The sequence below is a fragment of the Paenarthrobacter sp. NPDC089714 genome, from assembly GCF_044748905.1.
Taxonomy (GTDB): domain Bacteria; phylum Actinomycetota; class Actinomycetes; order Actinomycetales; family Micrococcaceae; genus Arthrobacter.
On the sequence record NZ_JBIVGX010000003.1, the window covers coordinates 219,053 to 239,575 of the forward strand.

A 20,523-nucleotide genomic window follows, 5' to 3' on the forward strand; every position below is an offset into this window, starting at 1 on the left:
AGTTTGTTTCCGCCTGGATCAGGACGTACGTGACGTCAGCCAGATGGTGAAGGCAATGATCACGCCAAGACCGGCTACCCACACGAACAGGCCTTCAGACACCGGACCGAGCGAGCCGAGGTCGGCTCCACCGGGCGATCCGTTTGCTTCGATCGTCTTGAGGAAGGTGATGATGTCGCGCTTGTCTTCCGGGGTGACGTTCGAGTCGTTGAACACTGGCATGTTCTGCGGTCCCGTGGCCATTGCCTCATAGATGTGCTTGCCGGTGACATCGGCAAGGGCGGGTGCGAACTTACCGCGGGTCAGTGCACCACCTGCGGCTGCGGCGTTGTGGCACATGGCGCAGTTCACACGGAAGAGCTCGCCACCCTTGGCAGCGTCACCCTTCTCATCCAGGAGGTGCTCCTCAGGGATGGCCGGGCCAGCGCCGAGGGATGCGACGTAGGCCGAGAGCTGCTTGGTCTGCTCGTCGTTGAACTGAACGGGCTTCTTCTGGGCCTGCGGGCCGTTCATCTGCATGGGCATACGGCCGGTGCCAACCTGGAAGTCAACTGCTGCTGCACCCACACCGACCAGCGAAGGGCCGTCCTGGGTACCGCTTGCACCCATGCCGTGGCAGGTGGCGCAGTTGGCGGCAAAGAGCTTGCCGCCTTCCTCTACGTCACTGGCGCTGTAGCTCGTGGTGTCGGCCTTGGCCTGGTTGACGGAAGTGGCAATGGCGTAAAGCCCACCAGTGAGGAGGAGGCCCATCAGCAGCAGTGCAATGGCTGCCAGTGGGTGACGTCGCTTCTGCGAGAGTGCCTTCACGTGGTGGTTCCTTTATTCGATCCTGCGTCGGCTCCGTGAGCCGCTTCTTGAAATTCTGCCTCTTGTAGAAAAAGAGTCAAGGCCGGCTACTTGAGGACGTAGATGACCAGGAAGAGGCCGATCCACACGACGTCGACGAAGTGCCAGTAGTACGAGGTGACGATCGCCGAGGTAGCTTCAAAGTGTCCGAACTTCTTGGCTGCGAAGGCGCGGCCAATGATGAAGAGGAACGCGATCAAACCGCCGATGACGTGGAGGCCGTGGAAGCCGGTGGTCATGTAGAAGGCGGAACCGTAGGCGTTGGAGGACAACGAAACGTGCTCGGAGACGAGCATGGCGTATTCCGTGGTCTGACCGGCTACGAAGAAGGCACCCATGATGAAGGTGAGGATGAACCATTCATTCATGCCCCAGCGGGTGAACTGGAAAGGGCCGCCCGTGCGGCGCGGTTCGAGCCGTTCGGCAGCAAACACGCCCATCTGGCAAGTGAAGGAACTGGCCACGAGGACGATGGTGTTTACGAGCGCAAACGGGAAGTTGAGCTTGGCCGTCTCTTCGGCCCACAGCGCTCCGGACGTGGAACGCAGGGTGAAGTACATGGCAAAGAGGCCGGCGAAGAACATCAACTCACTGGACAGCCAAACAACGGTTCCAACAGAAACCAGGTTGGGGCGGTTCAGCGTCGGGTGCGCCGGGGTACTGGGGGCATGGGTCGCAGATGTCACAAGGACATTATGTCTGTAAAAGTCCAGAGTTCCCAATGCAAACCACCGTTTGGGGAGACTTTTTCTACAAAGACGCGAAATCGCGCGGAAAAGTTCCCGGGCAGGTTCACATTGGTCATCGGCGCTGCTCGGTCGATAGCATCGGGGAGTGACTTCTCCGGCATCGGCACCTGCAGCCAGCAACACCTGGCCAGGGCTCATCTCTGCACTGATCAATGGCGACGACCTTGCGGTGGAGAACACGCAGTGGGCCATGAACACGATCATGGCCGGAGATGCGACTCCGGCGCAGATCGCCGGCTTCCTCGTGGCCCTGCGCGCCAAGGGTGAGACCGTGGAAGAACTTGCGGGCCTGGTGGAAGCCATGGTCCAGAACGCAAACCCCATAGAAATCTCCGGTGAGAAGCTGGACATTGTTGGTACCGGCGGCGACCGCCTCAACACGGTGAACATTTCCACCATGGCGGCCCTCGTTGCTGCCGGCGCCGGGGCGAAGGTTGTCAAGCACGGCAACCGTGCCGCATCTTCCGCCTCGGGTTCCGCCGACGTCCTCGAAGCGCTCGGGGTCCGTTTGGACTTGTCCATAGAGCAAGTGGCCCGCAATGCGGAGGAGGCTGGAATCACCTTCTGCTTCGCGCAGGTCTTCCACCCGTCCTTCCGGCATACCGCAGTTCCTCGCAGGGAGCTTGCCGTTCCTACGGCCTTCAACTTCCTGGGGCCCATGACCAATCCTGCCCACGTGCAGGCTTCCGCTGTGGGTGTGGCCAATGCCCGCATGGCACCCCTGGTGGCAGGCGTTCTTGCGCGGCGTGGCAGCCGCGGACTCGTTTTCCGTGGTGACGACGGACTGGATGAACTGACACCAACGGGTCCCTCGACTGTCTGGGAGATCCGTGACGGTGTGGTTGCCGAGCAGGTCTTCTCGCCAACGGACCTTGGAATCCGCCCGTCCACCGTGGCGGACCTCCGCGGCGGTGATGCCGAGGCCAATGCCCAGGTGGTGCGGGACATCCTCGACGGTAAGACCGGCCCCGTACGTGATGCCGTGCTGCTGAACGCGGCCGCGGGGCTTGTCGCTGCTGACCTTGCCGCGGAGGGGACGCTTGTTGACCGGATGCGGGCCGCTTTCGGCCGGGCTGCCGAGTCCGTCGATACCGGTGCTGCCGCCGGCGTCCTGGCGAAATGGACGGACCTCAGCCGGAGCCAGGTTCCGGGGTAATTTCCGGACTGGATTCGGAAATTTACTCGAATCCGAGCGCAAAGGCAGCATCGAGGTCGTGCTGCGAGTAAGCGCGGAAAGCGATGTGCGTGGTGGTGTGGACCACCGACGGAACCTTGGACAGGCGGTCTGCGATGACGTCTGCCAGGTCCTCGTGCTTGGAGACACGGGCCACGGCGATCAGGTCCCATTCGCCAGTCACTGAATAGACCTCGCTGATCCCTTGGATGGCCGAAATTTGTTCGGCAGTTTCCGGGATACGGGAAGCGTCGGTCTTGATCAGGACAAATGCGGTGATCACGGGGGGCCTTTCCGAAAAATGCGTCATTGCGGACGCTCTCCAGCGTAGTGCATATGGTCTGTTCCGGACCGTGTCAGGAGCGGCTGTGGCGTTTCCTCGAAAGCCTGCTCGCGATCGCCACAATCCCGCGGAAACCCAGGAGCAGGATGCCCAGGGCAAGGAACGCCACGATCACGAAGGGCAGCACGACGATTTGGCCGGTGAGCTCCCTCAGCAGCATTCCCACAATGAGCGCGCCCAGCCATACGGCTACTCCGGAGGGCCAGATCGCGAAGGGCCTGGACCACACCCGCAGGGCCAGCCAAGCTGCGGCGGCACCGACGAGGAACGGCCAGGCGGTGAGGAAAGCGCCGCCGATGATGTCGCCCCGGGCGTGGGCGTCACGTCCAATGGCGGCGAAAACAAGGATCAGGATGAGGTCACCGGTGGCAGCGAGAATCCACCGGCTCTTGGGGGTAGGCATGCAACCGACACTATCCGTGCCCGGCGAATATCGCGAAGCCGGGGAATTTCCCTTGATCGGCGGGCTCCTTATGGGGACGATGGCTGCGGAAGAAGCCCTACACGCCATCTTGGAGGTTGATCGTGCGGTTCATCCAAGTCGCCCAACGCGCCGAGGACCTGGAACGGGCAGCGGAGTTCTATTCCTGGCTCCTCGGGAAGGAACCCCAGGCCGTCTTTGATCCGCCCGGCCTCTTGTTCTTCGATGTCGGTGGCGTCCGTCTCCTGCTGGAGAAGGGCGCGCCGTCGGCGTTGGTCTACCTGGAGGTAGCAGACCTCCACTTGTCCGTTGAAGGGCTTCGCGCCAAGGGAGTGCGGATACTCGCAGAACCGCACGTCATCTTCGTCCACGAGGACGATCGGCTAGGCCCGGCGGGATCGGAGGAATGGATGGCGTTCGTGGAGGACAGCGAGGGCAATACCGTGGGCCTGGTGAGCCGGATCCGGACGTCCGGCGACTAGGCGGCGTTTCCCGGAACAGCGCCGGCGACCGCGCCGCCGTCGGGCATTGTCCCGAACGCGCCGGAGCGCTAGCCTCAACCGGGGACGGCTTGTCCCGAGTCACATGGGAGGACCAAGGCAATGCAGAAGATTTCCACGTGTTTGTGGTTCGACGGGCAGGCGGCGGAAGCAGCCGAGTTCTACACCTCGACCTTTGACACCGCAGTCATGGGGCAGTCCATGCCGGGGCCGGACGGCCAGCCCCTAACCGTTGAGTTCGAGCTTGAGGGGCGGCAGTTCATGGCCCTGAACGGCGGCCCGGCCTTCACCTTCAACGAGGCTGTTTCGCTGGTGATCAACTGCGATTCGCAGGAAGAGGTGGACCGCTACTGGGAGGCCCTGCTGGTAGGCGGGGAGGAAAGTATGTGTGGTTGGTTGAAGGACAAGTACGGGCTCTCCTGGCAGGTTATTCCCAAGGGCTTTACGGACGTCCTCACCGGACCGGATCCCGAGGGTGCGCGCCGTGCCATGGAAGCCATGATGAAGATGCGGAAGCTGGACATCGCAGCTCTTCGGAAGGCCTACGACGGCGACTGAAAAGACTGCGCGACAGGCACCTGATCCCGCTGCTAGCATGGCCGCACGGCGACCAGCGCGCCCAACACAACCATGAGGAGAACACTGCTATGACATCGCGCCTCAACCCCTATATCTCTTTCCGCGACAACGCCCGTGACGCCATCACTTTCTACGAAACCGTCTTCGGCGGAGAACTGACCATCAGCACGTTCGGCGACTACCAGGCCAGCCAGGATCCCGCCGAAGCCGACAAAGTGATGCACGGCATGCTTGTCTCGCCGAATGGCCTGACGCTGATGGCTTCGGATACGCCCAACGGCATGGACTACAACCCGGGAAACAACATCTCCGTGTCCCTCAGCGGTGAGTCGTCGGATGAAGCAGAACTCCGCGGCTACTGGGACAAGCTGGTTGATGGCGGCACCGTCACCATGCCCCTCGAGAGCGCCCCCTGGGGTGACGTCTTTGGCATGTGCGTTGACAAGTTCGGCATTGCCTGGCTGGTGAATATTGCCGGAGACCAGCCGGCCCAGTAGTTTCTACCGCAGGCAGTCGAGGTGCCCTTCCCGGAGTTCCGGGGAGGGCACACCTATCTGGGTACCGAGGAGGACCATGGTTGATGTCCAGCGTTTCCGCGTCCTTTTGGAGCGTGAGCGGGACGCGAAGCTGGCCTTGCTGGGCGCCCTTCGCGGTGACATTGCCTCGGTCAGTGCGGCGAGGCTGGACTCGAATGTCGACGACGAGCACGACCCCGAGGGCAGCACGATCGCCTTTGAGCTCTCGCAGGCCTCAGCGCTGATGGAGCAAAGCCGCGCCGGACTGGGCCAGATCGAGGAAGCCCTGGCGCGCATCGAAGCCGGTACCTTCGGGATATGCATCGTTTGTGGGGTGCAGATACCGGAGGGACGGCTTGATGCCCGGCCGTGGACGCCGTACTGCGTCAATCACGCCTCAGCCGGTCGCTGACAGTTCCGTCCTGCTAGGCCGCCGGTCCGGGCTGCCATTCGTCCTTTGCTGGCCCCTGTTGGTCAGTGCCGGCCGGAGTGGACGTCGAACGATCGGCTGAGGCGGACTGCCGCCGGCTGGCGATGAGGAACGGGACGGCAATGGTCTCGATGACTCCAGCCATGGCCAGTGAGGCCGGGTAGCCATAGAGGTCGGCGCCGCGTCCCAGCAGGGGCTGCACCACGACGCCGCCACTGGATCCCATCAGGGAATCAAAGCTCAGGACCGTGGCACGCTGTTTGGACGGGATGAGGTCGTTGACATAGGCCTGGCGCACGGGGGTGGCAGCGGACCCCACTACAGCCCACAGGGCGAGCAGCACCAGCGCAATCCAGAACACGCGGGTGAATCCGAGGACCAGCAGGATCACGGCGCCCACCACGCTGCCGAGGATCAGGACCGAGGTCCGCTTATGGAAGAGCCTGCGGGCGAGCGGTGCGAGCCACCCTCCCAGCACTTGCGAGCCCGCCACGATCGCGGCGGCGAGCCCCGCAATCGAATACGCGTGCGGATCGCCGAACAGGTCCAGCAGATACGGCTGCAGTGCGTAGAAGACATAGATTCCGACGCCGGCGCTGAAGGGCGCGGCGAGCATCACGTAGCGGACTGGCGGGTTTTTCAGGCCGTTGTCGATCGAAGCGGCCAGGACTGCCCGGGTGGCCTCCAAGGGGTGCGTTGACCGCTCAGGCGAGAAGCCGACGTCGTGCATCAACCAGAAAGCCACGGCGAACATCGCCACCAAAACCAGGACGCGCAACAGGAACGGCACGCCAAGGTTGGTGGCCTGGGCAATGACGCCACCTGCCACGGACCCAAGCAGCATGGCTACGCCCTGGACCATCTGGCCCCGGCCGAGCACGGTCTCGAGCCCGCCTTCATAGCCCGAGAAGCGGAGGGCATCCACCAGCCAGGCCTCCACCGCGCCGGAGAAGAACGTGAAGCCGAGTCCCAAGAGCACTGAAACGACGGCCCACATCCAGAACGGCGCTGAAATTTGCCACATCACGTAGTACAAGTATGTGGACGCCGCCAAGGTGATGGTGCCCAGGAGGAAGGAGACCCTGCGTCCCCAGCCATCGGCAACCACTCCCGTGGGGACTTCGAACAGGACCATGCCGGCGGTGAAGAAAGCATTTGCGGCGAAGGCTTCGAGGTTGCTGAGACCGGCGTCGAGGAGGAACAGGGTGTTGATGCCCCAGATGAAGGACGCGGCGATGGTGTTTCCCAGCGTCAGTACCAGATACACACGCTGGATCCTGCGGGCGGCATCGTTCATGGTGTCGCCGCTGCCTTCGGTACGAGGGTGGGCCACGTGCCCATTCTCGTCCCGATGTACGTTCTCCGCCAGAGCTTGTCACTGGCACAAGTGATCCAGCGTTTCCTGCGCCGCGGAGACCATTTGCGAGGCGTAAAGTCCTATGCGCCGGTCCACCACGGGGTCATCAACGGGCAGCGGCGGCAGGGCCAGCCCCATGGTGACCTGGCTGCCGCCGTCGTCGCTGCTGATCGACGCAGAAAGGTAGCCGAACACGCGGCCGGTGCTGCCGTACCTGTGCTCGCCGGAGCAACCAATGCTGAAGCGTTGGAGCCCCAGGCCGTAGTTGCCGGTGCCCGTTTCCTTCATTTCCCGGACCAGCCCGGGGGAAGCGATGCGGCCCGACAACAGGCTGCGGTAGAAGTTGTCGATGTCCGCGGTGGTGGACACTACGCCACCGGCGGGGGAGCCCACCAAGTAGTCGGCCTGTGTGACATCAACCTGCCGGTTGCCGTCCATGACATAGCCGTGAAGGTTGTCCCGGGCTCCCCGGTCAGGCCCGGAAAGGGTGGTTTTTTCCAGGCCCATCGGGCGGAACAGATCGTTCTGGAGGATCTCGTCCAGGGGACGCGAGCGGGCGTCCTCGATCAACAACCCGAGGGCAAGGTAGTTGGACTCCGAATAGTTGAAGAATCCGGTGTTGAAGGATTCCCATGGCAGTTTGGCAGCCAACCGCAGGCCATCCTGCGAGCTGATGTGTGCTTGGAGGGTCCCGCCCGCCCTGGACCCGCGGAACAACTCGTCCGAGAAGTCGGGCAAACCTGACGTATGGTTCAGCAATTGCCGCAGTGTCACAACGCCTGGTGGTTTCAGTTCCGGTGCCACGCGGGCGAGGGCATCATTGATCGGCCCATCGAGGCTCAGCCGGTGGTCATCCACCAATTTGAGGACTTCGGCGGCCACCATGGACTTGGTCAGGCCGCCGGCCGGGAACCTGTCCAATGGCCGTGCGGGATCGTTGGTGGACAGGTTCCGGACACCGTATGCCTTGGACCATTCACCCCCGGGCCACCGGACCTGGACAACAACGGACGTGACGCCGTCCTCCAGGAAATGCAGGACCGTCCGCTCAAGCGAGTCTGTGGTACCGGGCGCCGGGGCAGGCAGGGGCGACGGCTCCGGTGGGCCGGCCGTGCATCCGCCCAGGAACCACAAACTGAGGCAAAGGGCCAGCAGGAACCGCCTGCGCCTGGTGGCCATAAGCCCGTTCTACGCCTGGCGCACAGCAAAATCCAGCGCCTTACATGCGGGGTGCTGGACTCGGAGACATTTCCGCGGCCTGCCTCAGTGCTTCGATCATGCTGCCGACCTCAACGACGCCCTTTCCGGCAATATCGAAGGCCGTGCCGTGGTCCACTGAGGTGCGGATAACGGGCAGTCCAACCGTGATGTTGACGCCGGCCTCGATGCCCAGCACCTTGACCGGGCCGTGGCCCTGGTCGTGGTACATGGCCACGATGAGGTCGTAGTCGCCGCGTCCGGCCAGGAAGAAGGCAGTATCGGCTGGAAGCGGCCCGCGGGCGTCGATGCCGTCAGCCTGGACCTTCTCGATGGCAGGCGTAATCTTCTCCGCTTCTTCGCCGTAACCGAACAGTCCGTTCTCGCCGGCGTGGGGGTTGATGGCGCACACGCCGATCTTCGGATCAGCAATACCTGCCCGCTGCATGGCGCCGTGGCCGCGGCGGATGGTCCGTTCCACCAGGCCGGGTTCAATCTTGTTGATGGCGTCAATGAGCCCGATGTGGGTGGTGACGTGGATGACTTTGACCTTGGGGGTGGAGAGCATCATTGACACCTCGTCGATTCCCATGAAGTGCGCAAGAAGTTCCGTATGTCCCGGGTACACATGGCCGGCCATGTGCAATGCGGCCTTATTGAGGGGAGCGGTGCAGATACCCTGCACCTGCCCGTCCATCCCCAGTTCGCATGCGATCCGGATGTAGTGGTAGGCGGCGTTGCCCGCTTCGGCTGATTCCTTGCCCCACTCGAGGTCGGGAGAGAGGAGCTTGGGGTCAATGACATTGATGCGGCCCGGTTCGAAGACGGCGTCCGGAACAGACGTGATTTCCACAATGTCCGCAGCTGCACCCAAGGCTTGTGCCCCGAGGCGGAGCCGGTACGCGTCGCCGATGACAACCGGCCGGCAGTCGTCGTAGGCATTTTCGGCCAGGAGGGCCCCGACGGTGACTTCGGGGCCTACGCCTGCGCCGTCACCCATGGTGACGGCGATAAATGGCCGGTTGTCGTGGTGGGCAGAGGTTGAAGTCATGGTTGCTCCGTCGTTCGAGGGGGAATGGTTGTCTGCGGGCGGCTGGGGAGACGAGCCGCTCCTGAGGTTCCGGATACTGAGGTACAGCTGCGACAGGACATCCTTGGTGCCGAAGCTGCCGGGTTTGGTAGCGACCAGCCGGCCATCGTCGGCCACACTGATGACGGCGCCGTGCTGCACTGAAGCGAGGGGCTGGAGCGAAGCGATATCCAGGGCATCAAGCACCTCCCGCGCCGTCTCGCCCCCGGTCAGGATGAGGTCGGGTGCAGGATCGTCATGGGCGTTGTCCGCGACGACGCCGGCCAGCGCCTCCACGATGTTCCGGGCATCACGGGGATCCACGACGGAAGAGTCCACGGTGACCACCACGTTGGGCGCTTCGGCGGACCCCTCCACCAACGGCTGGGCGGCTCCAGTGTGGAGTTGCCGGGGCTGGAGGCGAACGGTGCGGAATCCGTTGCGTTCCAGGCCGTCCAGTTGCATCCGGGCCGCCGGGGAGGCGCTCCCGACGGCGGCAATCACCCGCCGCCGTCGTGTGTCCACAAGCAGCTCGCGGAGCTCTGGTTGCGCGTTTCGCGCAACTATGGTCTTCATGCTGGCGGCCAATGCCTCGGCCAAGCCGCCGGTGCCCGCCAACGCGATGGTTCCTCCGTTGTCGTCCTGCAGGGCCATGAAGGCGTCTGCGACCGCCGTGAGGTCGGAAGCCGTTTCGCCGTCGGCTATCACGATCCGGGGAGCGTGGCCGGACAGCAAGCCCGCAAGCCGCGCGGGTAAATGGGCGGAGCGGACGGTGTCAAGGGACAAACGTGCGGGCTGGGCTGCGAGCGGCTCCCAGAGTTCCCCTACGGCCGCAGGTGCTGGGCCGGATTCTGCACGCCAGGCGTCAGTGGCGGCAAGGGGAATACCTGCCACGAAGGGTTTTCCGTCCTTGACGGTCCTGTGCAGTTGCGGCAGCGCACCCGCGAGTACCACGTGGTAGCCCAGTGCGTTAAGCGCAGAGATTTCGGCGGCGATGTTGCCCCGCCAAAGCGAATCCGTCTTCTTGAAGACCACTGTCCGGGTGTCGCGGCGGGCCGAATCCAGGGCCTGTGCCACCGCAGCCCGGGCGTCGGTTGGGGAGGCTCCCCGGGTATGCGTGTCGAGTACCAGGACCTCGGGGGAGCCCATGGAAAGGGGCGCTGTCCGGCCAGCTCCGCCCAAGGCGATGCCGGTTGTGAATCCTTGCGCGGCAAATGCTTGTCCCGCCTCTGCTGCGCCCGAGTAGTCGTCCGCCTGGATGATGAGGCGCGGGGGTGTGTCCACGTGTCCTCCTTCCTGACCTTGCTGTGGGAACCGGCCAGCGGGTTCGCTGGCCGGTCGCGTCGCCTGCAGATGAGGCGGTCCGTGGGACCATCATGGCATGATTGCGCGAAATGCGCCATGGCTGTTGCGTATTTCGCGCAGAGGTGGCAGAGTGATCCATGCAACACGGCGCAGCCAATCCGGCCGGCCGTCTCCCCAACCAACCGAGAGGTCAACGATGACCGTTCTTCCTCAAGGAACCGAGATCTCACGGCGCCGCCTCCTGCAGTTCGGCGCAGCCGCCGGATTTCTCCTGGGCACCGGCACCGTCGCAGGGTGCGCAGGCCCCACCGGACTTCCAGGACCAAGCACCCTGACGCTGGCCCTCAACCGTTCACTGGTCAGCCTCGACAACAAGCTCAACCAGTTCGATGCCGCAGTGACGGTGCAGCGTGCAGTACGTCAAGGCCTCACGGCAATCGGTCCCGAGACCAAGCCCGTGCTTGTCCTGGCCGAACGTTTTGAGATGACCTCACCCACTCAATGGACCGTTCGCCTCCGCGAAGGCATCAAGTACTCGGACGGCACCCCCGTTGACATCAACGACGTTGCCACAGCGCTCAAAATGTACCAGCAGGTCCAAGGTTCCTTCGTGGCGGGCTTCTTTCCGGAATTCCCCACGGTTGTGCCCGTGGATGACCGGACCTTCACCATGGAGTCGAAGAATCCGATCCCCATCCTGGACTCCCTGATGAGCATGATCCTGATCAGCCCGGCCGCCAGGAACAAGCCGGAAGAACTGCAGGACGGCGTGGGTACCGGCCCCTACATGGTGACCAAATTCAACCGCGGCGCCGGCACGTACAGCCTCCGGAGGAACGAAAATTACTGGGGTCCGGCTCCCGAGGTGGAAAACGTTGAAGTGCGGTTCCTCCCTGAGGAATCCAGCCGAGTGATCGCCCTGCGCAGCGGCGAGGTGGATATTATCGACTCCATTACCCCGAACTCACGCGAGCAGCTCGCGGGGCTCCCGGGCGTCGTGCTGGCAGAAGCTTCGAGCCTGCGCCTGAACCAGATCTTCTACAACTTCCGCAAGCCCGCGGGCCACCCCCTGGCGGATGTCCGCGTAAGGGAGGCCCTCAGCTGGGCCATTGATGGTGAAGCCCTGGTCAAGGACGTGCTGGTGGACTCTGTGAGCCAAGCCGAAGGCGTTGTCCCGTCCAGCCTCACCGGATACGCCAAAACCGGGACGTACACCTACGATCCCGCCAAGGCGAAGTCCACCCTGGAGCAATTGGGAGTCAGCAACCTCGAGCTGAAGATCATCTGGGAGACCGGCGAGTTCGCCTCCGACACCTCCGTGATGGAGGCCCTTGTGGAGATGTTTGGAGCCATCGGCGTCAAGACCCAATTGCAGCAGTTCGAACCCGGTGGCAACATCCTCGCCTGGCGCCAAGGCAAGCAGGGGGACTGGGACCTGCTCGGGAACGGCTTCAGCAGTCCCACGGGACTGGCCATCACCATGATGCAGGGAATGTACGCAGGTACTGCCGAAAAGGAGAAGACCCGCGATACCTACCAGGGCTATGTTGTCCCGGACGTGCAGAAGAAGATCCAGGCAGCCTCGTCCGAGGTGGATTCCACCCTGCGGCAGGAACGGCTGGCCGCCGCACAACAGGCCATCTGGGATACCTGGCCGTGTGCGTGGGCGTTCGTGCCGAAATCCGTCCTGGCCCACCAGAAGCGCGTAGACGGGCTCTCCTTGGCCCCCACCAACTCCTACCCCCTCGTCGATGTCCGGCTGGAGGCCTAAGCCATGACGAAGTACATCCTCAAACGGGCCGGCCAGGGACTCCTGACCGTGTTCCTGACGGTCTCCACCGTCTTTATCCTGATCCGCATGGCGCCGGGAGATCCCGCCGTGTCCTATGCCGGGCCGCTGGCAACAACCGAGGAGCTGGCGCGGGTCCGCGAGCAGTTCGGCCTGGACCGTCCCCTGCTTGAGCAGTACTGGATCTTCCTGCAGCAGCTGTTCACCGGCAACCTCGGAACGTCCTATTCGTTCCAGGCCCCGGCCATGCAGGTTGTGGCCGAAAGGATGCCCTATACCCTGACCCTGGCGACATCCGCTATTTTGTTGACCGCCGTCGTCGCCATTCCGCTGGGCGTCTGGATGTCCCGCCGCCCGGATACCAACCGCGAGCTCGGCGTCAACGTCCTCACCATCGCCGGGCAGTCGATGCCGGACTTCTGGACAGGCATCATGCTCCTTACGGGATTCGCTGTCCTGGTTCCTCTGTTCCCGGCCTCCGGTTTCGCCACCTGGGGCGGGCTGGTTCTTCCCACGGTGACCATCGCGATCCTCCAGATCGCCTTGATCTCGCGCATGGTCCGCCGCGAAATGACCACCAACTTCGCCGCACCCTACCTGACGGTGGCCCGCTCCCGTGGCGTCCGGAACTCCCTCCTGACGTGGCGCTACGCCATGGGCAACTCGGCCATTCCCGTCTTCACCGCGTTGGGTACCCGCTTCGCGGCGATGCTCAACGGCGTGGTGGTAGTGGAAGTAGTCTTCGCCTGGCCGGGAGTCGGCTCCCTGATTGTCCGGGCCCTTGAAACCCGTGACTACCCCCTCATCCAGGCGACCGTCCTGATCACGGCTTTGCTGGCAGTGGCGGTCCAATTGGTCATCGACCTGGCCTACCCCCTCCTGGATCCCCGTGTTCGTCTTGGAAAGGCGGCAGCAGCATGAGCACCAGTCCTACCGCAACCACCCCGGCCGAAGTCCCGGCCGGACAGCCGGAGCGCAGGCCTTCCCCCAGCGCGGTCACCAAGGCGATGATCGCCAAGGCTGGTGCCACGCGCCGCAGGAACGCCGCCAAATGGAAGATCCGCATCGGTGCCGTGTGCACCTTGATCGTCATCATCCCCATCCTGCTGGCACAGGTACTTCCCCTCCCGGACGCCAACCACCAGGACTTGTCCGCCCGGCGCCTGGCGCCCTTGGTGGATGGCCACCTGTTCGGCACAGACCAACTCGGCCGCGACCTGCTGTCCCGCGTCCTCCACGGTGGCCAGGTCTCGCTGACCATCGGAGTCCTCGCCGTGGTGGTGTCCGGTGCCATCGGCATCATCCTTGGCGCCGCCGCGGGTTACTTTGGCGGCTGGGTGGACACTGTGGTTTCGCGCATCCTGGAAGCACAGATGTCGTTGCCCCTGCTCATGATGCTGCTGCTGGTGGTGGCGCTCTTCGGCCCCTCCATCCCGGTGATCACGTTCGTGATCGCCATCGCCCAATGGCCTGAAGTCGCCAGGCTCACCCGGTCCATGGTGTTGGTGGAACGGGAGAAACCCTACGTTTCCGCAGCCCGCATCCTGGGACTGCACCGCATCCAGATCCTGATCCAGCACATCATTCCCAACGTCATCAAGCAGGCCACGCTGGTTGTCCTGCTGCTCCTGGCCCAGGCGGTATTGCTGGAAAGCGCCCTCAGCTTCCTCGGCGCCGGTCCGCAGCGTCCCTTCGCCACCTGGGGTCGCATCATTTCCGATGGACAGGACTACATCACAACCTCCTGGTGGATGGTCACATTGCCCGGCCTGGTGATCGTATTGATGGTGGTAGGCGTCAACCTCCTTGGTGACGGCCTCCGCGACCGTCCGCGCCGCAAGAAGAAGGGTGCCTGAGATGAACACGCAAACCCGCACCGAACCCGCCCTGCTGGATGTCCGGAACTTCCAGGTTGAATTGATCACCGAAGCCGGGATCATCCGCGCCGTGGACGATGTCAGCTTCAGCATCCACAGGGGCGAGACCGTCACCATCATTGGCGAGTCCGGTTCCGGCAAATCAACGACGGCGATGGGCATCCTCCAGTTGCTGCCCCCTGACCTCGCCGTACTCTCCGGAACGGTAAAGATCGAAGACGTAGACGTGGTGGCCAACCCGAAAGCCATCAACAAGGTCCGGGGAAAGACGCTTGCCCTCATTCCACAAGACCCCATGACTGCCTTGAGTCCGGTCCACTCGATTGGCAGCCAACTCTTCGAAGCCATCCGCATCGCCGGTGCCGCATCGGCCAAGGACAAGGATGCTGTCCGGGCCCGTGCCATCCGCTTGCTGCAGCAGGTCCACATCCCGTTGCCCGAACAGCAACTGAAAAAGTACCCGCACCAACTCTCCGGTGGCATGCTGCAGCGCGTGCTGATCGCCATCGCCCTGGCCAGCGAACCGCAACTCCTGGTTGCCGACGAACCAACCTCAGCCCTGGACGTGACGGTCCAGGCAGGCATCCTGGACCTGCTCCTGGAACTGCAGGAGCAGCGGGGCATCGGCATCCTCATGATCACCCACGACCTTGGAGTGGCCCGCCTCATCTCCGACCGGATCCACGTCATGAAGAACGGGACCTTTGTGGAGTCCGGGGAAGTCCAGCAAATCGTTGACAGCCCGGCCACGGAGTACACCCGCAGCCTGCTGGCCGCTGTTCCGGTACTGGGCGCGTGGGACGAAACCCCGGATGAAACCCCGGATGAAACCCAACCCCGGACGGCCCGCACGGAGGCACCCACGCCAGGTTCCGCCGTCGTGCCTCCACCCACCACGCTCACCCGGACAGGAGTCCGCCATGACTGAACCGTTCCTCTCCGTAGAAAACCTCGTGGTGGATTACCACGTGCCCGGCGGAACGTTCCGGGCCGTGGACGATGTTTCCTTCTCGGTGGACAAGGGCAAGACCATCGCCGTGGTGGGGGAGTCCGGTTGCGGCAAATCCACCATTGCCAAGGCGCTCATGCGGCTGGTAACCCCCACCAGCGGCAGGATCAACCTGGACGGCACGGACCTCGCCTCCCTGAGCGAGTCGAAACTGCGCCCCCTCCGCTCGAAGTTCCAAATGGTCTTCCAGGATCCCTACGGCTCCCTGGACCCGCACCTGACCGCCCAGGAGATCGTGGCGGAACCGCTGAAACTCCAGGGCATCAGGTCCAAAGCCGAACGCCACAAGGCAGCAGCCACACTCATCGACCAAGTGGGGCTGCCCGCCGCATCGCTGCAGAAACACCCGGCAGAATTCTCCGGTGGCCAGCGGCAGCGCATCGGAATCGCCCGTGCCCTGGCCTCCAAGCCGGAACTCCTGGTCTGCGACGAAGCCACCAGCGCGCTCGATGTCTCCGTACAGGCCCAGGTGCTCAGGCTGCTGAAATCCATCCAGGAAGAAACCGGCATCACCTACGTCTTCATCTCCCACAACCTGGGCGTGGTGCAGGAGATCAGCGATACCGTCATGGTGATGCGGCGTGGCCAACTGGTGGAAGCCGGCCCCACCGCATCAGTGCTGACCAGTCCTGCGGAAGACTACACACGGCGGTTGCGCCGCGCCGCCCTGGACCCGTCCGGCATGCACGGACTCAAGCCCCGCCACATCGTGTCCTCCCTGGCCCTCAAAGCCAGCGCCTGAAACCAACCATCCAAACCCGAGGAACCACAGCACATGAGCAACCAGCACACAGGGACAAGCATCGAAGGCCTGGGCCTGCCGATTTCCAAGCTTGTCCTGGGAACCATGACCTTCGGCGACACAGCGGACGAAGCCACCGCAGGGCGCATGGTGGATGAAGCGCTCGCCGCCGGGATCACCACCATCGACACCGCGAACGCCTACGTGGGAGGCGCCACCGAGGAGATGCTCTCCCGACTCCTCAAGGACCGCAGGGAACAAGTGCTCCTCGCGTCCAAGGCCGGCATGCCGCACGCAGACCACGGTGACGCTTCTCCCTTGTCCGCCAAAGGCCTGCGCACCAGCGTCGAAGGCAGCCTGCGCCGGCTCGGCGTGGACAGCATCGACCTGTTCTACCTCCACCAGCCGGACCGCGCGGCGACGCTCCAGGAAACCTTGGGGACCGTGGCCGAACTGGTTGCCGAGGGCAAGATCGGTGCCCTGGGCGTCTCAAACTTCGCGGCCTGGCAGATCGCGGACGTGATCCATGTTGCCCGGGAAGTCGGCGCCCCGCGGCCCGTCGTTGCCCAACAGCTGTACAACCTGGTGGCCCGCCGCCTGGAAGAGGAGTACCTCGAATTCGCGGCCACGCGTGACGTGCACACCATGGTGTACAACCCCCTGGGCGGCGGCCTGCTGACCGGTCGGCACAGCTTCGACTCGAAACCTTCAGAGGGCCGCTTCGGTGACTCCAAGCTCGCGGCCATGTACACCCAGCGCTACTGGGACAAGCAACTGTTCGACGCCGTGGCAGCGCTCGCAGGGATTGCCTCCGACGCCGGCATTGGACTTCCGGAGCTTTCCCTGCGGTGGCTTGCCTACCGTGACCGCGTCGGTTCAATGTTGCTGGGCGGTTCCAAAGTACAGCAGCTGGTATCCAACATCGCCGCAGTGGCCAAGGGGCCGCTCGACGCCGACACGGTGGCCGCGTGCGACACGGTGGGGGCCGGGCTCCGCGGACCCATGCCGGCCTACAACCGCTGACACACACTCCTGACCACGCAACCCACGACGAACCAAAGGTAGAGAACATGACTTCGGAACTGGCCCTCGAATTCGCCCGGAAGATCCGGGCCCGTGAACAGGCCGTTGGATACTGGGCAGTCCTGGACGCCCCGGTGGCCACGGAACGCATCGGCCGGCTCGGCTACGACTACGTTGCGCTGGACGCCCAGCATGGCCTGCTCGGATACTCGGGCGTCCTGAACGGGCTCATGGCCATCGACGCCGGGCACACCGCCGTCGGAATGGTCCGGGTGGAAGACAACAACCTGACGGCGATCGGCAAAGCCCTGGACGCCGGAGCCGTCGGCGTCATTGTTCCGCTGGTCAACACCGAAGCCGACGCAGCCGCAGCCGTGGCTGCAGCCAAGTATCCGCCGATGGGCGGCCGTTCTTACGGCCCCATGCGCTCCGCGTTGCGGATCGGTCCGGTCCCGGCCGACGCCAACGCCGCCACGCTTGTCTTCGCGATGATCGAAACCCCGGACGGGCTGGCGAACGTCAAGGAAATCTGCGCCACTCCCGGCCTAGACGGCATCTACGTTGGCCCATCGGACCTGGCCATCGCCGTGGGTGGCGCCTTCCCGGGCGACCCCGCCGTGGAAGCGGAGTTCAACGCGGCCCTCGAGACCATTGCGGACGCTGCGGCTTCCGCAGGCATCGCGGCGGGCATCCACACGCCTGCCGGAACCGTGGCGGCAGAGCGCCTCAAGCAGGGATACACCTTCACCACGGTGGCCTCCGATTTGACGCACCTGGAACAGATCGCCAAGTCCCACCTCGACGCCGCAAAAGCCAAGGACTGAACCGTGCAGACCACCACCGATTACAGCACCATCACCCCGGACGGACTCGTGAAGGAGGCCATGGATGCGGAGTTTGCCTACCTGCCCGCGCCCACGGTCCAGAGCCACGCCGCCAACCTGCTGACACTGCCCGACGGACGCCTCGCCTGCGTCTGGTTCGGAGGTACCCAGGAAGGTGTCCCGGACATTTCCATCTGGTTCGCCACCCTGGACCCCGGCGGCCGGCAGTGGTCAGCGCCGGAGCAGCTCTCGAACGACTCCAGCCGTTCGGAGCAGAACCCCATCCTCTTCAACGCTCCCAACGGTGAGCTGTGGCTCCTGTACACCGCCCAAAAGGCGGGCAACCAGGACACAGCCGAGGTCCGGCGTCGTACGTCAACGGACAGTGGCCGCACCTGGGGCGCAGTGGAAACCCTCTTCGCCGCCAATCAAACGGGCGGTGTCTTCGTCCGGCAACTGCCGGTGGCCTTGCCGTCCGGGCGCCTCATCATCCCGATTTTCCGCTGCATCACCACACCCGGCGAGAAATGGGTGGGCAACAGCGACGACAGCGCCGTGATGATCTCCGACGACGCCGGAACCACGTGGTCCGAACAGGTGCTGCCCGGAAGCCTCGGCTGCGTCCACATGAACATCCAGGTTCTCCAGGACGGCAGCCTGCTGGCGCTCTTCAGGAGCCGCTGGGCCGACGCCATCCATGAGTCCCGTTCCACCGACGATGGCAGTTCGTGGAGCGAGCCCGTCCCCACGGAGCTGCCCAACAACAACTCCTCCATCCAGTTCACGGCCTTGGCGGATGGTCGCCTGGCGCTGGTCTACAACCACAGCCGCGCCGAAGAGGGCACCGAACGCCGGCTCTCCCTCTATGACGAAATCGACGACGACGGACTGGCCGAGGAACAGGGACAGCTGGCTCCCGTGGAACCCACCACGGAGGCAGGCGACGAGCGGAAGGCCTTCTGGGGAACTCCGCGATCGCCCATGACCCTCGCGATCTCCGAGGACGGCGGACGCAGCTGGCCAATCCGGCGGAACCTGGACGTCGGAGACGGCTATTGCTTGTCCAACAACTCCCGCGACGGCCTGAACCGGGAGTACTCCTATCCTTCCATCCACCAGGGACCGGATGGCGCCGTTAACATCGCGTACACGTATTTCCGCCAGGCCATCAAGTTTGTCCGGGTTGGCCCGGAGTGGGCCTACCAGGGCACGTCCACCCCGGGCGGCCAGGAATGACGCAACAACACGCGTTGGTCACCGGGACGAGTTCCGGCATCGGCAAGGCGATCGCAGCCAAGCTGCTGGCGGATGGCTGGCGGGTGACGGGGCTGAGCCGTGGCGAGTCAGCGCTCGGGGAAGGTTTCAGCTGGGTGCAGGCCGACCTGGCGCAGCCTGAATCGCTCGTTGCGGCCGTCAGCCCGCTTGGACCCTTCGATGCCTTGGTCCATGCCGCAGGGTTCCAGCGGACCGCGCGCCTCGGCGAGCTGGACGCCGCGGCCCTGGCCGGCATGTTCACGGTCCACGTCGCTGCTGCCGAGGTCCTCGCCAACGCGGTGGTGCCGGAGATGCCCGACGGCGGCCGGGTCCTGTTGGTGGGCAGCCGGACCTCCACCGGCGCACCGGGCAAGAGCCAGTACGCCGCGACGAAGGCCGCCCTGATGGGTTTGGGAAGATCGTGGGCGCAGGAACTGGCTCCGCGGGGGATCACCGTCAACGTGCTCTCTCCCGGACCCACCGACACCCCGATGCTGGCCGATCCCGGCAGGTCCGCCACGCCGCCCATCATGCCCGCGCTTGGTTCCTTGGTGGACCCGGAGGACGTCGCGGCACTTGCGGCGTTCCTGTTGGGGCCGCACGGCAAATCCATCACGGGGCAGAACTACGTCATCTGCGGAGGCGCATCGCTGTAGGACCGGTCCCTTCCCGGCGAACGGGACGCCGTGCCCCTACGATGTGACAAGCAGCCATGCACAGGCCAAAGGAGAGCCCACCATGACCACCGCCCGGACCAGGCGCGAGGAGATCTACCACCTCGCCGTTACCACTGGGCTTGCTTCCGTCGAGGAGCTTTCCAAGCATTTCAACGTCACGCCATCCACCATCCGGCGCGATCTTGCGCAGCTGCACACAGAGGGCAAACTGGCCCGCACCTATGGCGGGGCGCTTCCCTTGGGCGCCCACCCCGAGCCGTCACTGCGGCAACGCACGGGCGAAGCGTATGAACAGAAACACGCCATTGCGGCGTGGGCCGCCGGCCAGGTACGGACCGGCGAGAGCGTCCTGCTCGACGGCGGATCCACGGTGGGTGCCTTGGCACACGCACTGCGCGGCTCAGAGGCACTGACCATCACCACCCCCGGCGTGAATACCCTGCAGGAACTGCAGGACGCGCCGGGGGTGGTGGTCAACTGCCTCGGAGGCAGGTTCCGCGAAGTCAGCCAAACGTTTGTGGGTCCCCTTGCCGAGGCAGCACTGGAGCGGATGACTTTCGACAGGGTGTTCCTCGGTGCCGATGCCGTGACCGCAGACGACGGCTTGTGCGAGGCCGACCACGAGCAAACCCGGCTCAAGGAACTGATGGCGCGCCGCGGCGAAGCCGTCTACGTCCTTGCTGATTCGTCCAAGCTTGGCAAGCGTCCGTTCCATTCCTGGGTCCGGTTGCCGCTGCCGTGGACGCTCGTTACGGATGCCGGCGCCTCGGAGGAGCAGCTGGCGCTGTTCCGGACCGCGGGAGTGAAGGTTGAGGTTGCACGCTTGGCGTAAAGTGCTCTCTT

At 64.3% G+C, this 20,523-nt stretch carries 22 protein-coding genes; 15 read left to right on the forward strand and 7 right to left on the reverse strand.

Features of this window, described 5'->3' with window-relative positions; translation table 11 throughout:
• Nucleotides 1-18 precede the first annotated feature (18 nt).
• Both ACIPY3_RS07665 and ACIPY3_RS07670 read right to left on the reverse strand, forming a co-directional pair.
• Nucleotides 19-807, reverse strand: a complete 789-nt coding sequence (locus ACIPY3_RS07665; RefSeq protein WP_397321700.1) for a c-type cytochrome — start codon at nt 805-807, stop codon at nt 19-21.
• 86 nt (nt 808-893) lie between these two features.
• Nucleotides 894-1,532: a heme-copper oxidase subunit III gene (locus tag ACIPY3_RS07670; RefSeq protein WP_397321701.1), complete on the reverse strand. Its 639-nt coding sequence runs from the start codon at nt 1,530-1,532 to the stop codon at nt 894-896.
• A gap of 148 nt (nt 1,533-1,680) precedes the next feature.
• On the opposite strand from ACIPY3_RS07670, the gene trpD reads away from it, so the two are divergent.
• A complete protein-coding gene (gene trpD / locus ACIPY3_RS07675) occupies nt 1,681-2,751 on the forward strand; it encodes an anthranilate phosphoribosyltransferase (protein WP_400332115.1) in 1,071 nt (356 codons plus the stop codon).
• Nucleotides 2,752-2,773: 22 nt separating this feature from the next.
• Here the strand turns inward: trpD and ACIPY3_RS07680 are convergent, their stop codons facing one another.
• Nucleotides 2,774-3,052 (reverse strand): Lrp/AsnC family transcriptional regulator, encoded by a 279-nt coding sequence (locus tag ACIPY3_RS07680; RefSeq protein ID WP_018777675.1) that lies wholly within the window; start codon nt 3,050-3,052, stop codon nt 2,774-2,776.
• 73 nt (nt 3,053-3,125) lie between these two features.
• Nucleotides 3,126-3,515: a DUF3054 domain-containing protein gene (locus ACIPY3_RS07685; RefSeq protein WP_400332118.1), complete on the reverse strand. Its 390-nt coding sequence runs from the start codon at nt 3,513-3,515 to the stop codon at nt 3,126-3,128.
• A gap of 122 nt (nt 3,516-3,637) precedes the next feature.
• Here ACIPY3_RS07685 and ACIPY3_RS07690 point away from each other — a divergent pair, with 122 nt between their 5' ends.
• The 4 genes from ACIPY3_RS07690 to ACIPY3_RS07705 all read left to right on the forward strand — a co-directional run bounded on the left by ACIPY3_RS07690 (nt 3,638) and on the right by ACIPY3_RS07705 (nt 5,539).
• On the forward strand, nt 3,638-4,015 hold the full coding sequence (locus ACIPY3_RS07690; protein ID WP_400332121.1) for a VOC family protein: 378 nt from the start codon (nt 3,638-3,640) through the stop codon (nt 4,013-4,015).
• Between the two features lie 120 nt (nt 4,016-4,135).
• Nucleotides 4,136-4,591 (forward strand): VOC family protein, encoded by a 456-nt coding sequence (locus tag ACIPY3_RS07695; protein WP_400332123.1) that lies wholly within the window; start codon nt 4,136-4,138, stop codon nt 4,589-4,591.
• Between the two features lie 89 nt (nt 4,592-4,680).
• Nucleotides 4,681-5,109 (forward strand): VOC family protein, encoded by a 429-nt coding sequence (locus ACIPY3_RS07700; RefSeq protein ID WP_400332126.1) that lies wholly within the window; start codon nt 4,681-4,683, stop codon nt 5,107-5,109.
• Nucleotides 5,110-5,185: 76 nt separating this feature from the next.
• Entirely contained in the window at nt 5,186-5,539 is a 354-nt protein-coding gene (locus ACIPY3_RS07705; protein ID WP_400332129.1) for a TraR/DksA family transcriptional regulator, read from the forward strand.
• A gap of 13 nt (nt 5,540-5,552) precedes the next feature.
• On the opposite strand, the gene ACIPY3_RS07710 is transcribed toward ACIPY3_RS07705, so the two are convergent.
• From ACIPY3_RS07710 to pdxA, 3 genes are all read right to left on the reverse strand, one after another.
• Nucleotides 5,553-6,854: an MFS transporter gene (locus tag ACIPY3_RS07710; protein ID WP_400332614.1), complete on the reverse strand. Its 1,302-nt coding sequence runs from the start codon at nt 6,852-6,854 to the stop codon at nt 5,553-5,555.
• A gap of 78 nt (nt 6,855-6,932) precedes the next feature.
• Nucleotides 6,933-8,093, reverse strand: a complete 1,161-nt coding sequence (locus tag ACIPY3_RS07715) for a serine hydrolase domain-containing protein (protein ID WP_400332132.1) — start codon at nt 8,091-8,093, stop codon at nt 6,933-6,935.
• Nucleotides 8,094-8,133: 40 nt separating this feature from the next.
• Nucleotides 8,134-10,464, reverse strand: coding sequence for a 4-hydroxythreonine-4-phosphate dehydrogenase PdxA (gene pdxA, locus ACIPY3_RS07720; protein WP_400332135.1), 2,331 nt, complete (start codon nt 10,462-10,464; stop codon nt 8,134-8,136).
• A gap of 217 nt (nt 10,465-10,681) precedes the next feature.
• Between pdxA and ACIPY3_RS07725 the strand changes: the two genes are divergently transcribed.
• The 10 genes from ACIPY3_RS07725 to ACIPY3_RS07770 all read left to right on the forward strand — a co-directional run bounded on the left by ACIPY3_RS07725 (nt 10,682) and on the right by ACIPY3_RS07770 (nt 20,512).
• Complete coding sequence (locus tag ACIPY3_RS07725; protein WP_400332137.1) at nt 10,682-12,256, forward strand: ABC transporter substrate-binding protein; 1,575 nt, start codon at nt 10,682-10,684, stop codon at nt 12,254-12,256.
• A gap of 3 nt (nt 12,257-12,259) precedes the next feature.
• Nucleotides 12,260-13,195: an ABC transporter permease gene (locus tag ACIPY3_RS07730; RefSeq protein ID WP_400332140.1), complete on the forward strand. Its 936-nt coding sequence runs from the start codon at nt 12,260-12,262 to the stop codon at nt 13,193-13,195.
• On the forward strand, nt 13,192-14,130 hold the full coding sequence (locus ACIPY3_RS07735) for an ABC transporter permease (RefSeq protein WP_400332143.1): 939 nt from the start codon (nt 13,192-13,194) through the stop codon (nt 14,128-14,130). Before ACIPY3_RS07730 ends, ACIPY3_RS07735 begins: the two co-directional genes overlap by 4 nt.
• Nucleotide 14,131: 1 nt before the next feature.
• Nucleotides 14,132-15,079, forward strand: coding sequence for an ABC transporter ATP-binding protein (locus tag ACIPY3_RS07740; RefSeq protein ID WP_400332146.1), 948 nt, complete (start codon nt 14,132-14,134; stop codon nt 15,077-15,079).
• A complete protein-coding gene (locus tag ACIPY3_RS07745) occupies nt 15,072-15,902 on the forward strand; it encodes an ATP-binding cassette domain-containing protein (RefSeq protein WP_400332149.1) in 831 nt (276 codons plus the stop codon). The genes ACIPY3_RS07740 and ACIPY3_RS07745 overlap by 8 nt, the downstream gene beginning before the upstream one ends.
• 33 nt (nt 15,903-15,935) lie before the next feature.
• Nucleotides 15,936-16,925, forward strand: coding sequence for an aldo/keto reductase (locus ACIPY3_RS07750; protein WP_400332152.1), 990 nt, complete (start codon nt 15,936-15,938; stop codon nt 16,923-16,925).
• Nucleotides 16,926-16,972: 47 nt separating this feature from the next.
• Complete coding sequence (locus ACIPY3_RS07755; RefSeq protein ID WP_400332154.1) at nt 16,973-17,749, forward strand: HpcH/HpaI aldolase/citrate lyase family protein; 777 nt, start codon at nt 16,973-16,975, stop codon at nt 17,747-17,749.
• Between the two features lie 60 nt (nt 17,750-17,809).
• Nucleotides 17,810-18,985, forward strand: a complete 1,176-nt coding sequence (locus ACIPY3_RS07760; protein ID WP_400332616.1) for an exo-alpha-sialidase — start codon at nt 17,810-17,812, stop codon at nt 18,983-18,985.
• Nucleotides 18,982-19,659, forward strand: a complete 678-nt coding sequence (locus tag ACIPY3_RS07765; protein ID WP_400332157.1) for an SDR family NAD(P)-dependent oxidoreductase — start codon at nt 18,982-18,984, stop codon at nt 19,657-19,659. The genes ACIPY3_RS07760 and ACIPY3_RS07765 overlap by 4 nt, the downstream gene beginning before the upstream one ends.
• A gap of 82 nt (nt 19,660-19,741) precedes the next feature.
• Nucleotides 19,742-20,512, forward strand: coding sequence for a DeoR/GlpR family DNA-binding transcription regulator (locus ACIPY3_RS07770; RefSeq protein WP_400332160.1), 771 nt, complete (start codon nt 19,742-19,744; stop codon nt 20,510-20,512).
• Nucleotides 20,513-20,523 lie beyond the last annotated feature (11 nt).